General features: G+C 39.3%; 14 protein-coding genes. All 14 read left to right on the top strand.

Features of this window, described 5'->3' with window-relative positions; all coding sequences use genetic code 11:
* The coding region (locus PSN35_RS02930; protein ID WP_300029203.1) for a hypothetical protein at positions 1–896 on the top strand (896 nt) is incomplete at its 5' end.
* A 58-nt stretch (positions 897–954) separates the two neighbouring features.
* Positions 955–2,265, top strand: a complete 1,311-nt coding sequence (locus PSN35_RS02925; RefSeq protein WP_300029200.1) for an imelysin family protein — start codon at positions 955–957, stop codon at positions 2,263–2,265.
* A gap of 116 nt (positions 2,266–2,381) precedes the next feature.
* The gene (locus PSN35_RS02920) at positions 2,382–3,713 is read left to right on the top strand and encodes a di-heme oxidoredictase family protein (RefSeq protein WP_300029197.1); all 1,332 of its coding nucleotides are present in this window, start codon (positions 2,382–2,384) and stop codon (positions 3,711–3,713) included.
* A gap of 9 nt (positions 3,714–3,722) precedes the next feature.
* A complete protein-coding gene (locus PSN35_RS02915; protein ID WP_300029194.1) occupies positions 3,723–4,688 on the top strand; it encodes an imelysin family protein in 966 nt (321 codons plus the stop codon).
* Positions 4,689–4,720: 32 nt separating this feature from the next.
* Complete coding sequence (locus PSN35_RS02910; protein ID WP_300029192.1) at positions 4,721–5,632, top strand: sterol desaturase family protein; 912 nt, start codon at positions 4,721–4,723, stop codon at positions 5,630–5,632.
* 82 nt (positions 5,633–5,714) lie between these two features.
* Positions 5,715–6,860, top strand: coding sequence for a cytochrome c peroxidase (locus PSN35_RS02905; protein WP_300029189.1), 1,146 nt, complete (start codon positions 5,715–5,717; stop codon positions 6,858–6,860).
* Positions 6,861–6,863: 3 nt separating this feature from the next.
* Positions 6,864–7,085, top strand: a complete 222-nt coding sequence (locus PSN35_RS02900) for a FeoA family protein (protein ID WP_300029185.1) — start codon at positions 6,864–6,866, stop codon at positions 7,083–7,085.
* Complete coding sequence (gene feoB, locus PSN35_RS02895; protein WP_300029182.1) at positions 7,082–9,274, top strand: ferrous iron transport protein B; 2,193 nt, start codon at positions 7,082–7,084, stop codon at positions 9,272–9,274. Before PSN35_RS02900 ends, feoB begins: the two co-directional genes overlap by 4 nt.
* Before the next feature lie 81 nt (positions 9,275–9,355).
* Positions 9,356–10,006 (top strand): ABC transporter ATP-binding protein, encoded by a 651-nt coding sequence (locus PSN35_RS02890; protein ID WP_300029179.1) that lies wholly within the window; start codon positions 9,356–9,358, stop codon positions 10,004–10,006.
* Positions 10,007–10,066: 60 nt separating this feature from the next.
* Positions 10,067–11,101, top strand: coding sequence for an extracellular solute-binding protein (locus PSN35_RS02885; RefSeq protein ID WP_300029176.1), 1,035 nt, complete (start codon positions 10,067–10,069; stop codon positions 11,099–11,101).
* A gap of 88 nt (positions 11,102–11,189) precedes the next feature.
* Positions 11,190–12,797: an iron ABC transporter permease gene (locus PSN35_RS02880; protein WP_300029173.1), complete on the top strand. Its 1,608-nt coding sequence runs from the start codon at positions 11,190–11,192 to the stop codon at positions 12,795–12,797.
* 76 nt (positions 12,798–12,873) lie between these two features.
* Positions 12,874–13,074, top strand: coding sequence for an addiction module protein (locus PSN35_RS02875; protein WP_300029170.1), 201 nt, complete (start codon positions 12,874–12,876; stop codon positions 13,072–13,074).
* The gene (locus tag PSN35_RS02870) at positions 13,071–13,364 is read left to right on the top strand and encodes a type II toxin-antitoxin system RelE/ParE family toxin (protein ID WP_300029166.1); all 294 of its coding nucleotides are present in this window, start codon (positions 13,071–13,073) and stop codon (positions 13,362–13,364) included. Before PSN35_RS02875 ends, PSN35_RS02870 begins: the two co-directional genes overlap by 4 nt.
* Positions 13,365–13,372: 8 nt before the next feature.
* A partial coding sequence (gene argJ, locus PSN35_RS02865) for a bifunctional glutamate N-acetyltransferase/amino-acid acetyltransferase ArgJ (RefSeq protein WP_300029163.1) occupies positions 13,373–14,294 on the top strand: 922 nt, incomplete at its 3' end.

Raw genomic sequence — 14,294 nt, 5'->3', positions numbered from 1 at the left:
ACATTATGAAAAGAAATAATATTATAACACTAGGCGTATTGGCTATGGGTGCAACAACCTCTGCATTGGCAGGCACAGAAATGGACGCATTAAAAGACAGAATCACCGCACTAGAAACAGCTGCTTCAGCAACTGTTATTAGTGGTGAACTAAGTGCAGAATACACATCATCAGGTAAGACTGCTTGGGGCGATGCTAAATTAACCATGTCACATGCTGTGAGCGATGAATTTGATGGTGCAGTTACTATTAAAAAAGAAAGCTCTAGTAGTGATACCATTATTTTTGACGAAGCAATGATTAACTACAACAATGAAAACTTTACAGCTTCTATCGGCCGTATTGGCGTGCCATTTGGTGGGTTTTCTACTGGCATGATTACTGATCCTTTAACTAAGGGTGTGACTGGTGCAGATATTGGTGGCAAGGATTTAATAATGTTGGCGACTGATATTGGTGGTATTGAAGTATCTGCGTATTCATACAAAGATACTGATAACGACAGTGGTGTAACAATCGGTTATGCAACAGACATGTTTAGTGTTGGTTATGATCATTTTAATGATGGTACATCAGGTGTTGGTAAATCAAAAGCGATTAGAGTGGGATTTGATGCAGGTAATGGCATGAGTATTGCTTACGAAAAAGTAACTGTGGGCACAACAGGCGTTGATTTAGTTGGTACACATGTTGAAGCGGCGTATGCACACACGTTAGCAGGTATGGATGCGACAATTGTTTATGCAACAAGTGATGAGGACGAGGGCACAAACAGTGACCAATCTGGTGTTACTTACAGTGTAGCGCCAGCAGAAGGTATTACATTCGCACTAGAGCGTAATAAGGTTAAAGGTGCTTCAGCAGTAAATACCGCAAAAATAACGTATGAATTTTAACAAGTCGCTCGCCCTTGCTACATTGGGCGAGCATTTTTCACAACAACAAGGAGTAATAATGAAAGCACAAAAAAGATTTGCAATTTCATCGGTTCTTACCATTGCAATGGCAGCAACAACTGCACAAGCATTTTGGGGAAACAATGAAGCCAATCCAATACTAAGCACGTATGCAGATATCGCAACAGCGAACTATTCTGATGCATTGAATGATGCAAAAACCATGCAAGCAACCATCAAAGGATTTACTGATAATCCTACGGCTGACACTATGTCAACAGCCAAAGCATCTTGGTTAATGGCACGTGAGTCTTACGGTTTAACAGAAGCATTCAGACTATCTAATGGTCCGATTGATGCAGAAGAAGGCTGGCATGCGCAAGCGTACGGTGCGCCTGAAGGTCAGTTAAACGCATGGCCTCTAGATGAGAACATGATCGACTACACAACAGATGCTAAAGGAAACACAACTTCTGGCAACATTATTGATACTGCTGGTATGTTTAACCCAGGTGGTGAAAACCCAACAGTGGTAAACGTGTCTACTATTACGGCTGATGCTATTGCTGCATTGAATGAAAATGGTGGCGATGCCAACGTTGCAACGGGTTACCATGCTATTGAGTTCTTACTATGGGGTCAAGACCAAGACTATGCTAACTTCATGAAAGATAGTGTTACTAACGGTGCATTAGTTGCAGGTCAAAGAACTGTTGCTGATTACACGACCGCTAAAAATGCTGATCGTCGTAAGCAATACCTAAATGCAGCTTCTGCATTAATCGTTTCAGATCTTGAAGCAATGGTTGCAGCATGGGCAGATGGTGATAACACTAACTACAAGGCAGCATTATTAGGTAATAATTCTGATAGCACTAAGAACATTGATGAAAAGACTGCATTGTCACAAATCTTTGCTGGTTTAGGTGTGTTTGTTAAATCTGAGCTTGCGAATGAGCGTATTGCAGTTGCCGTATTGACACCTTCTGAAGAAGATGAACACAGTTGTTTTTCTGACAACACGCACCGTGATATCACTACTAACTACCAAGGTTTTAAAAACTTAATCTTTGGTACTTACAATGGTGTTTCTTACGGTACAGCGCCAGTAGATGCAATGCAAGATAAATCTGAGTTAATGGCACTTATTAAGTCTGCTGATAACAAGGTTAATCAAATGAATGCATTGGCACAAACTTCTCGTCACTTTGACCACCAGATTCGTCCTAACGATTCACAAGCTAAGCAAATTAAAAAGCTTAAGAACGAGTTAAGAGCGATTGGTGATCAAATGATTTACGTATCACGTGCAAACGGCATCGACTTAACTGTTGGTGATGTCACTGATGGTGAAGAAACTAAACTATAAGCCTAGGCTTTAATTAGTAATTAGCCCTTGTCGCTGACCGCAGTGGTGACAAGGGCTTTTTTATTTTAGAAGTGTATTTATCTAGTATATTTCTAAAATAAAAAATAGACTATTTTATGAAAATTAGAAACACAATATTTTTAGTTGTATGCTTGTTTGCAGGCCATGCATTATCAATCAATAACAGTATTAACCAATCTTTTTTATTGCCAGCTAAAGGTCTTGACAATGATCAATTTGATCAGTTTATTTTAGGCAAAAGTTTTTTTCGAATTCCTTGGGTTGAATCTCCAACAGCCACCACTGCGCGTGATGGATTAGGTCCGCTATTTAATTCAAACACCTGTGTTAATTGCCATAATAAAAATGGCCGCGGCAAAGTTTATGATCATGATCAAGTGGTTGACCGATCACACGTGGTTCGGCTTTCTATTCCAGCTAATGACTCAGAAAAACATCAACAATTATTAAAGATGCAAGGGTTTATTGCTGAACCGACTTACGGTGCACAGGTGAGTGTTAATGGTGTATCTGGCGTACCGTATGAAGCCAAAATGGAAGTTGAGTATACGGATGTGAACATTAACTATCCTAATGGCGCTCAAGCTACACTACAACAGCCTAATTTAAAGCTGACCAATCTTGGCTATGGTGCGCTACACCCGCAAGCGATTGTTGCTGCACGAATAGCACCCGCTTTGGTTGGCTTGGGGTTAATCGAGCAAATAACCGACGAGCAAATTTTGGCTCATGAAGATGTTGATGATATCAATGGTGACGGAATTTCTGGCAAGGCTAACCGAGTTTGGTCGCTGGAAACCAATAAAACGGAAATTGGTCGTTATACCTGGAAAGCTTCAGCACCAACGCTTAGACATCAAAGTGCTAATGCTGCGGTGAGTGACATGGGGTTAACGAATCCTTTGCATCCAAACGAAACCTGCACATCAAAACAGACTGAATGTTTAAAGGCGCCCAAGGGTGATTATTTTGAGTTTGATTTAACCGAGCCAAGGCTTAATGCTATTACTTTTTATTTGAGTAATTTGGCATTGCCAAGCTCAAAAAAATCTAATAAAAAGGGCGTGCAGTTATTTGAATCAACGGGTTGTAGTGATTGTCACCAGCCTAGTTATCAATTATCTTCTGTTAAATCTATTCATCCATATAGTGATTTTTTATTGCATGATATGGGCAAAGGTCTGGCCGATGGCAGACAAGAGTTTTTAGCTTCAGGCTCAGAGTGGCGCACGCCACCATTATGGAAAACCTATCGAGTTAGTCAAATTCTTGGCAAGCAGAAAAACTTCTTGCATGATGGCAGGGCTAGAACGGTAGAAGAGGCGATACTTTGGCACGGGGGAGAGGCCAGTAAAGCAAAAGCTTTATTTATGAATCTGAGACAAGATCAGCGTGCAGAATTGTTAAAATTTGTTGATAATTTATAAGGATTACATATGAAAAAAATCATTGTTGTTTTGACTTTGTTTGTGTCGTTTGCGGCGTCAGCTGTTAATCAAGCATTTTTTGATGGCGTTATTATTGCCAACACCAATCAAGCTATTGGTAGTGCGACCAATATAACCAATTCCATTACAAAATCAGACCAACAAGCTGCAAAAGCTAATTTTGCAAATTTGGTTAGAGACTGGAAAAAAGTTGAAACCACTTATTTACTCGGCGATCTTAATGAGGATTATCTTGATACGCCAAGATATGTCGATATTTTTCATGGCAATAATGAGGATATAAAATCTCAGTTAGATTTAATTATTGAAAGTGATGATGATTTAACCTATGCGCTTTATAAACATTCGCATAAAACCATCAACGCCCTAGAGTATGTTTTATTTACTAAAGATATCACTAATCCTCGTGTAAAGGCCATTGCACTGATTATCTCAAAATCAATTGCTAGTTATTTGACAGAAATCCTAGATGGCTATCATACGCATCAAGCCAAGTTTTTAAAGAGTGAGCAATTTGCCAGTGCGGTATTGCTAAATACGTTGGTAGCAGGGACTTATAAGCTTAAAGAGTGGCGTATTGGCGATGTCGTAGGTTTGAGTAAAAAGTATAAAGGTAAGGCTGATAATCGTCGAGCAGAGTACGTGTTGAGTGGCAATAGTATTAATGCCATTAAGGCTATTTTGCAAACTCATCAGCAGGTGATTAACAGCAAAAACTATAAAGATTTTGGCGATATTGCACGTGAATATAAAGCCAATGCCGAAATTGATACAGCCATTTCACACTTGAATAAATCAATCAGCAATGCCAAAGATATGGTTGATTCAGATTTAGATAGCGCTAAAGGAGTGGCGTTATTTAATGCTACGAGTCAATTGATGACGTCATACTACATCGCTTTAATGGATCGACTAGGCTTTGTATCTAAGGTGTTAGATGCTGACGGCGATTAGTATTATAGGCCTTGCCTATAATACATAACATAATGGAGATTAATCCACTCGAGTATTTACTCAATCCTAATAAGCGAATTTTTTGGATTTTTCTATTAAGTTCACTACTCATTGCACTGACGTATTTGTGGCTTAATCCAAGAGAAAAGCGTATTAATTTTTCCAAAAAACTGTGGCTGCATCCAAGCGCAATATTGGATTATGGCTATTTTGTATTTATGGCTTTTTTTAAAGTTTTGGTTATTTTTCCGATTTTATTTGGTGCGAAAGAAGTGGCGCTCTGGGTTAATGCCGCTTTGTTGGGTGAGTATGGATATACTCGATTAGAAGGATTTTCATATGCGCAAATTATGTTTATCTTTACCTTGAGTTTATTTATCGTTAGTGACTTTACTCGCTATTGGTTGCACCGTTTTTTGCATACCATGCCAATGCTTTGGGAGTTTCATAAAGTGCATCATAGCGCCAAAGTGCTAAATCCACTTACTTTTTATCGAGTACACCCCGTTGAGTCATTATTGTTTGGATTGAGATATTCTCTTAGTATTGGATTGGTTAGCGGCGTGTTTATCTTCTTTTTTGGTGCAATGATTGATATTTACGATATTTTAGGGGTTAATATATTGGCATTTATGTTCTCACTGATTGGATCAAACCTTAGACATTCGCATATTCGCTTAGGATTCGGTGAAAAATTTGAGAAATTTTTAATATCACCTTATCAGCACCAAATTCACCATTCAAAACACCATACTGATACCAATTTTGGTGGTTTTTTAGCCATTTGGGACTGGATTTTTGGCACTTTAACCCTTTCAAAGGGGGTTGGCCGGTTAAAACTGGGGATAAATTCAGATGATATGAAAAATTTTGGAAATTTTCAAAATCTAGTGTTTTTTCCATTTTTTGCCATTTATCAATCTTTCAAAAAGCATTTTTTTTGACACTATTGATATAAATCAATTTCATTTGCAAATGATAATAGGTATCATTTGCAACAATTGCAAATAACACCCAAAAAAAATTATGAAATTACTCGCTTTATTGTTGCCATTTCTATTGTTATCTGCATGTTCAGATAGCACGCAAGATATAAAGGTACAAAAGACTGTACTAGGCCAATCTTTGTTTTTTGATACAATTTTATCAAAAAACAATACTCAGTCTTGTGCACAGTGTCACAATCCTGCTCATGGTTTTATTGATGATCGTGATAATGGTGTGGCTGGCATGGCTTCACTGGGCGATGATGGCAAAAGTATTGGCGATCGTAATGCGCCAACAGCGGCTTACGCTATGCTTTCTCCAGAGTTTCATTTTGACAAAAAATCCAAAGAGTGGATTGGCGGGCAATTTTATGATGGCCGTGAAGCGGATTTAGCAGGTCAAGCAGGTGGGCCGCCAACTAATCCGGTTGAAATGGGTATGCCAAGCAAGCAAGCGTTAGTTGACCGATTTAAAAATCATCCTGCGTATAGTCAGCAATTCAAGGATATTTTTGGAGATGATATTTTTAATAATGCTGATAAGGCTTATGGAGCAATGGCACAAAGCATTGCAGAATTTGAAAAAACCGAAACTTTTGCCCCGTTTGATTCCAAATATGATCGATACCTGAAAGGCGAGTACGAGTTAACCGATTTGGAAGATTTAGGTCGTTCATTATTTTTCTCAAATAATAATACCAATTGTTCAACCTGTCATCAGCTAAAAAGCCGTGATGATGCTATGGGAGAAACCTTTACTAATTATGAATATCACAATATTGGCGTACCAACAAATATAGCCTTGCGTCAGGCAAACGGTGTGGATGTTGCCACGATTGACCATGGTTTTCTGTCTAATCCACAAATTAATTCAAATGAGCATGATGGAAAAATTAAAGTGCCAACGCTTCGAAATATTGCTGTAACTGGGCCTTACATGCACAACGGTGTGTTTGCTAAATTATCAACTGTGGTTGAGTTTTACGACAAATATATAAATAAAGAACGTGTTAACAATCCTGAAACTAATCAGCCTTGGGCGGATGCTGAAGTGCCAAACACGGTTAATAATGATGAGTTAAAAAAAGGCAAGAAGTTGTCCGATAGAAAAGTTCAGGCCTTGGTGGTATTTTTAAATACATTGACAGATAAACGCTATGAGCACTTAATTTCAAAGGATAATTAACCCATGAAAATATTATCTTCTTTGGAGACTGGTCAACAAGCTTTGATTGGTCAAATTAATGCGACGCATGAGAAGAAAATCAAGTTATTAGGCCTGGGTATTAACACCGGTGCATCAATTTCAATTCTTAGAAATCGTCGTGGTGATATGGTGATTGCTATGGGCAATGCAAGAATCAGCCTAGGTAAAACATTAGCAAGTTTGATTAAGGTGCGTGAATTATGAGTTTTAATCAAGTCGCCCTAATTGGTAATCCAAATGCTGGCAAAACGACGTTATTTAATTTATTAACCGGCGCCAAGCAGCGCACGGGCAATTGGCCTGGTGTGACAGTTGATCGTAAAGAGGGTGAGTTTAACATTAATGGCAGTAGCTACAATGTGGTTGATTTACCTGGTGTGTATTCTATTGATGATAAAAATTCCTCAATGGACGAGCAAATTGCCAGAGATTTTGCACTGAATAATCCTGATCATTTGTATTTTAATATAGTTGATGCCTCAACTCTTGAGCGCGGTTTGTATTTGACAACTCAGCTAAGAGAGTTAGGTATTAATGTTGTTGTGTTGCTTAATATGATGGATGTGGTGCGTAAGCGCGGTATGCAAATTAATATTGATCAATTAAAGCAGGAACTGGGTTGCGAAGTGATTTCAATATCGCTAAAAGAGTCGCTAGATTTATCTGTTTTTTCAAATGCAATTGACCAATTTAAACCCAGTTCAAAACTGGTGGTTGATTACCCAACTGAACAAATTCAAGCGTCAAAAGATGCAAACGATGATAAACAGGTTGAGCTCTTAGAGGCTGAAGCAAGATTTGAGCAGGCAAATAAATTTGCCAATGCGGTTATTAAGCATGACACCAATCTTAAAAAAACGGTTTCGGATCAGGTTGATAAGTTAATACTAGGATCTTGGACGGGTGTGCCATTTTTCTTAGTGGTGATGTATTTACTATTCTTAGTGAGTATTAATTTTGGTGGTGCTTTGATTGATTTCTTTGATATGGCTGCTGGAACAATTTTTATTGATGGCACGGCCTATGTACTTAATAGTATTAACACCCCTGAGTTTATAACAGTAATTTTGGCAGATGGTGTTGGCGGTGGTATTCAAGTGGTAGCCACCTTTATTCCTATTATTGCTGCGTTGTATTTATTCTTAACCTTGTTAGAAGAGGTGGGTTATATGGCCAGAGCGGCTTTTGTCATGGATCAGTTTATGAGGAAAATAGGCTTATCTGGTAAGGCATTTATTCCACTGATTGTAGGGTTTGGTTGTAACGTGCCTGGCATTATGGCAGCTAGAACACTTGATACTCATCGTGAGCGCATTACCACGGTGTTAATGTCACCATTTATGTCGTGTGGTGCAAGGCTTGCCGTGTACGCTTTATTTGCAGCAGCGTTTTTCCCAGTAGGTGGACAAAACATTGTATTTGCGTTGTATCTCATTGGTGTTTTATTTGCAATTTTCACCGGTCTCATACTAAAGCGTGCGTTTAAAGGTGGTGCAGATACGAGTGATTTCTTAATGGAATTACCTAATTATCAACTGCCATCTGTTAGAAACCTAATGATTAACACTTGGAACAAACTAAAAGGCTTTATTGTTGGCGCAGGTAAGATTATTGTCTTAGTGGTTACCTTAATTAATGTGGTGAATAGTGTGGGTGTTGACGGCAGTTTTGGTCATCAAGATTCTAAAGATTCTGTGTTAAGTAAAGTGGCGCAAACGCTAACCCCGGTATTTGAGCCAATGGGTATTCATGAAGATAACTGGCCAGCCACGGTGGGTATTGTTACCGGAATTTTGGCAAAAGAGGTTGTGGTAGGTACATTAGACTCGCTTTATTCAAGTATTGATAGTGAGAAAGTTGCTGAAGCGGAAGGAGCGAGTGAATATAGCTTGGTTGCAGGCTTAGGCGAGGCATTCGCAACCATTCCAGCTAATTTGAATGATGCTTTGCAAAACTTGTCTGATCCGCTGGGATTGGGTGTTCTGGATGATACTCATTCGCAAACCCTGGCCGCTGAAACCCAAGAAGTCTCTACAGCTACTTTTGGTGCTATGGTGTCACGCTTTGATGGCAAGATAGGTGCGTTTGCCTACTTGCTGTTCATCTTGCTTTATTTCCCTTGTGTGGCAGCATTCGGTGCCATGATTCGAGAAGTGGGTAAAACTTGGGCGGTGGTTGGTGGATTATGGGCCACAGGATTGGCTTATTTTTCAGCAACTGTGTTTTATCAAGTCGGTACCTTTACCTCACATCCAATGAGTTCATTGTTATGGATTGGTATATCTATTGGTATTTTGTTAGCATCGGTTACGATGTTAATGCGTACTGGTAAAAAAGCAAAAAGCATGGTGATTCCAATTACTACTGAGAGTAACTGCCGACATTGTAAATAGATAAGTTGATAAGTTGTTGTTTTTTATTATCAACTTCTTATATAATAGTGAGAATCATTCTTATTTGTATTTACATTATCAATGCTGTCTGTTGCCAATCTATCAATCGAATATCAAAACAAAACCGTTGTTGATGGATTAACGCTTGAACTTGCTCAAGGAGAAATCTTCGCGCTACTGGGCGACAGCGGTAGTGGTAAAAGCTCAACACTGAGATTTATTGCAGGTTTGGATAACACTAAACAAGGTAGTGTTGAGTTAGATGGCGTACGGCTGTCGGATCATGGTCAGCATATCGTTGCGCCAGAATCTCGAGAAGTGGGTATGGTGTTTCAAGATTATGCATTGTTCCCGCATATGAGTGTATTTAAGAATGTCAGTTTTGGTATTAATCATTTGCCTAAATCAGATCAGAAAAAGCGCGTTAGTGAGCTACTATCCATGGTGGGTTTGCAGGGTTCAGAGGATAAATACCCACATCAATTATCAGGCGGTGAGCAACAAAGAGTGTCGCTTATTCGTGCATTAGCGCCAGCACCTAAAATTTTATTGATGGACGAGCCTTTTTCTTCTTTAGATGTAAATCATCGTCAGCAGTTAACATTGCAGGTTCGACAAATTCTTAAAGAAACGAACACCACTTCTATTTTGGTTACCCATGATCGAGATGAAGCGAATACCCTTGCTGATAGAGTGGGAAAAATTAAGCATAAACAGTTGACTCTTGTTTGATAATGTGTATCATTCGTAATTGATAATCATTATCATTTAAATTTATTTCAAGGAGAAAGTGTGAGTATTAAAACCCTAGTTTCATCAACCATTGTATTTTCAGTATTAGCTGGCTCAGCGACAATGAGTGCACAGGCTTCATCAAGTTTTAATTCACAAGACGATTCTGTTACTGTTTATAGTTCAAGAAAAGAACATTTAATCAAGCCATTATTTGAAGCGTTTACCAAAGACACAGGTACCAAAGTTGAGTATCTAACAGGAAAGGGTGGCGCATTAATTGAACGCTTAAAGCTTGAAGGTGCTAACACCAAAGCTGATATGTTTATGACAGTAGATGCAGGCAATCTTTGGTATGCAGGCTCACAAGACTTATTTCAAAGCGTTCAAACTGAAACTTTAAAAAGCAATATCCCAGCATATTTAAGAGATCCCCAGGGTTTGTGGACGGGCTTGTCTATTCGTGCCAGAACCATTGTTTACAATACAGATCGAGTTAAGCCAGAGGAGTTGTCAACCTATGCTGATTTGGCAACAGATAAATGGAAGGGTAAGTTATGTTTAAGAACCAGTAAGAAGGTTTATACCAAGTCGTTAGTTTCGTCATTAATTTACCATCATGGAAAAGACAAAACAGCTGATATTGTTAAGGGCTGGGTAGATAACTTAGCAGCAACACCTAATGCTAAAGATTCGCACGTCATGAGTGCTATCTTGTCGGGTCAGTGTGATGTTGGTTTGGTTAACACCTATTACTTTGGTCGTTTAATTGAGAAAAATCCAACAGCGCCGCTTAAGATTTTTTGGGCTAATCAAGATACCACGGGTGTACATGTTAATGTATCAGGTGCTGGTGTGACTAAGCATGCATCAAATGCAAAAGGTGCGACGCAGTTATTAGAGTGGTTGTCTTCAGCTAAGGCGCAGGCTATTTACGGATCGCTTAATAAAGAGTATCCAGCAAATCAAAATGTTGCTTCAGATGATGTAGTATCGGCCTGGGGATCATTTAAGCAAGATGACATGAATTTGTCTCAAGCTGGTATTTTGCAGGCTGATGGGGTAAAACTTATGCAAATACAAGGTTACAGATAAGCTTAAATTTGCCCATCAAAACCCAAGGCTTGAAGAGGTCTTGGGTTTTGTTGTTTAGTAAAATGCTAGAAATTAATTAGGAAATATTTTGGAAAAACACTGCTTTAAATCAAAGATCTGGATAAGTATTGTCGCCTTGTTGGTGGCCATGCCAATCTTTGTGGTGGCGTTTTCTTGGGCGCTGCCAGAGCATGAGTTGTGGGCGCATTTTTCTGAAAACATCTTATCTGATTTAATCAGCTCAACGCTTATTCTATTATTAGGTGTGGGTGTCGGTGTTACCTTGCTAGGTACAGTGCTTGCTTACTTAGTGGTGATGGTGGAATTCCCGGGCAGAAAGTGGCTAGAGTGGGCGCTATTTTTGCCGTTCGCCATTCCAGCTTATGTGTTGGCTTTTGTTTATTTGGGCGTATTTGATTATTCGGGCTATGCACAAGTGTGGATGCGTGAAGTATTAGGCCTGCCGGGGTTTGATATTCGTGCGGGTTCGTGGGCAATTATCCTTACCTTTGTTTTGGTGTTTTATCCCTATGTGTATATGATGACACGTGCCTCGTTTAAGCGCCAAAAGGTTAGTATGATTGAGGCGGGCAAGTTGTTGGGTGCAAGTCCAATAAGGGTATTTTTTAAAATCTCCTTGCCTTTAGCGCGTCCAGCTGCAGCAGCAGGGCTGCTGGTTACGCTTATGGAAACTCTAGCTGATTTTGGCGTGGTGAGTTTATTTAACTATGACACCTTTACCACAGCTATTTACTCCGCTTGGGGTGACTTTAGATCTATTGAGGTGGCTGCGCAATTGGCATCGCTGTTAGTTTTGGTGGCATTTTTCTTAATCTATTTTGAGAAAAAAGCACGCGGCCAAGCTAAGTATTATTCAGCCGATGTTACTAATAAAAAGCCTTATCACGCAACAGGTGTAATTGCCTGGTTAATTAGTTTATTTGTATTTGGTGTATTTATGCTGTCATTTGCAATGCCAATGCTACAACTAGTTATTTGGGGCTGGTCATCGGTTGCTGACGAGTGGAGTGCCAAATACATTGATTTGATAACCTCAACTTCAATATTAACCATTACAGCTGCTTTAATTACGGTGGCATTGGCAACTGTTTTAGCCTTACCAGGCAGATGTAAGCAGGCTAGCATTTGGCTTAAAAGTGTCATTCGCCTAGCAACATTGGGCTACGCACTGCCTGGTTCGGTGATGGCTGTTGGTTTGTTGTACGGCATTAATCAAGTGTCATTAATCAATATTCATTTTGGTGGCGAGAGTATTAATCATATTATTTACGGATCGATCGCACTATTGTTGTTTGCTTATGTATCTCGTTTTATGGCGATTGCTTACAGTTCGATTGAAGCTTCTGCGCAGCAAATTAAGCCAGTTTATACTCAGAGTGCGCGTCTGCTTGGCGCCTCAAGAATGCGACTTGTTTGGCAAGTTTATTTACCGATGATGACACCTGGTATTTTAGCCGGTGGCTTATTGGTAGCCGTTGATGTCATGAAAGAGCTGCCAGCAACCTATCTATTGCGTCCATTCGGCTGGGATACCTTAGCAATCCAAGTGTATGAGTTAAGTGCTGAAGGATTGTATGAGCGTGCTGCCGTGCCAGCGTTGATGATGGTGATATTTGGCTCGATATTAATGCTAATCTTTCAACGATTAGATAAAAAATCTTCAAAAGGACTATAAAAAGTTAGCGCAATAATCTATTGTATTGACAAGCTATACATTTATAATGTCACTAAAACAGACGGAGAATAGTGTAATGACTAGCCTATCTATTAAAAATATGAGTATTGAGCAAAAATTATCAACCATGGAATTGATTTGGGATGATTTGTGTCATAACGATCAAGTTAGCTCTCCTGATTGGCATTTAGATGTTTTAAAAACTAGAGAAAAAAACAAAGAAACCTCAATTAATTGGTCTACAGCAAAACAACAGATTATTAGCAAAACTAGATGAAGATAAAAATATTGCCTTCGGCTAGTAATGATTTAGTTGAAGGGTTTGGTTTTTATGAAAAACAATCGAGTGGACTGGGTGATTATTTTTTAGATACTTTATTTGCTGATATTGATTCTCTTATTATTTATCACTCTACGCATCCTGTTTATTTTGATAAATACTATCGTTTGCTTTCAAAAAGATTCCCGTTCGCTATTTATTATAAAATGAAACAAAATACAATCGAAGTATGTGCAGTGCTAGATTGTAGAAGTAATCCAATATCTGCAAAGAATAAACTTAATTAATAAAAAAAATGAGCGATACATTATTAAACATAGAAGGCGTATTATCAGTATCAATTGATGCGGGCATTAAGAATAATGACGCGCCGGATTTGTCGGTCATAACCTTATCGCCCGGCACGACTACTGCTGGGGTGTTTACTCAAAATGTATTTTGTGCAGCGCCCGTTCTGGTGGCTAAAAATCACTTGCAACAATCGCCCTTGGCTTTACTCATTAATAGTGGCAATGCTAATGCTGGCACGGGCACACAAGGGTTGGAAAATACGGTTAAAACCTGTGAAATTTTAGCCACAGCATTAGACATTAAACTTCAGCAAGTACTGCCGTTTTCAACCGGGGTGATTGGTCAGCAACTTGACGTGTCAAAATTTGAAAGTGGCGTGCCAACTGCCGTGGCCAATCTTGGTCATCATATTAATGATGTTGCTAAAGGAATTTTGACCACAGATTTAGTGGAAAAAACGGCTACAGTACAGTTTGAAGTTAACGGTAAAACTGTTAGCATTAGCGGTATTGCCAAGGGCTCGGGCATGATTCGCCCGGATATGGCTACCATGCTTAGTTTTATTTTTACCGATGTTGAGGCAACTCAAAGTCAATTGCAAGCTTGCTTAGGTGAAGCGACTAATCAATCATTTAATCGAATTACGGTAGATGGCGACACCTCGACCAATGATGCTTGTACGCTAAGTGCGACAGGTGCTAGTGGGGTGGGTATTGGCCAGTGTGAGAGTGAATTTCAACAAGCGCTCAATGAGGTTACTCAATCATTGGCACATCAAATTATTAAAGATGGCGAAGGGGCAACAAAGTTTGTTGAGGTTTGCGTCAAGGGTGGTGCTAGCAACAAGGATTGCTTAGAGGTAGCTTATACTGTGGCACATTCGCCGTTGGTTAAGACCGCATTGTTTGCTTCTGATGCCAATTGGG

Source organism: Candidatus Thioglobus sp., assembly GCF_028599055.1.
In the GTDB taxonomy this organism is placed as follows: Bacteria; Pseudomonadota; Gammaproteobacteria; order PS1; family Pseudothioglobaceae; genus Thioglobus_A.
This window is presented reverse-complemented; position numbering and strand designations above follow the sequence as displayed.

Bases quoted from the DNA above. Each gene is read 5' to 3' on its own strand.
- PSN35_RS02925 (WP_300029200.1), top strand. From the start codon at position 955: ATGAAAGCACAAAAAAGATTTGCAATTTCATCGGTTCTTACCATTGCA.
- PSN35_RS02920 (WP_300029197.1), top strand. From the start codon at position 2,382: ATGAAAATTAGAAACACAATATTTTTAGTTGTATGCTTGTTTGCAGGC.
- PSN35_RS02915 (WP_300029194.1), top strand. From the start codon at position 3,723: ATGAAAAAAATCATTGTTGTTTTGACTTTGTTTGTGTCGTTTGCGGCG.
- PSN35_RS02910 (WP_300029192.1), top strand. From the start codon at position 4,721: ATGGAGATTAATCCACTCGAGTATTTACTCAATCCTAATAAGCGAATT.
- PSN35_RS02905 (WP_300029189.1), top strand. From the start codon at position 5,715: ATGAAATTACTCGCTTTATTGTTGCCATTTCTATTGTTATCTGCATGT.
- PSN35_RS02900 (WP_300029185.1), top strand. From the start codon at position 6,864: ATGAAAATATTATCTTCTTTGGAGACTGGTCAACAAGCTTTGATTGGT.
- feoB (WP_300029182.1), top strand. From the start codon at position 7,082: ATGAGTTTTAATCAAGTCGCCCTAATTGGTAATCCAAATGCTGGCAAA.
- PSN35_RS02890 (WP_300029179.1), top strand. From the start codon at position 9,356: ATGCTGTCTGTTGCCAATCTATCAATCGAATATCAAAACAAAACCGTT.
- PSN35_RS02875 (WP_300029170.1), top strand. From the start codon at position 12,874: ATGACTAGCCTATCTATTAAAAATATGAGTATTGAGCAAAAATTATCA.
- PSN35_RS02870 (WP_300029166.1), top strand. From the start codon at position 13,071: ATGAAGATAAAAATATTGCCTTCGGCTAGTAATGATTTAGTTGAAGGG.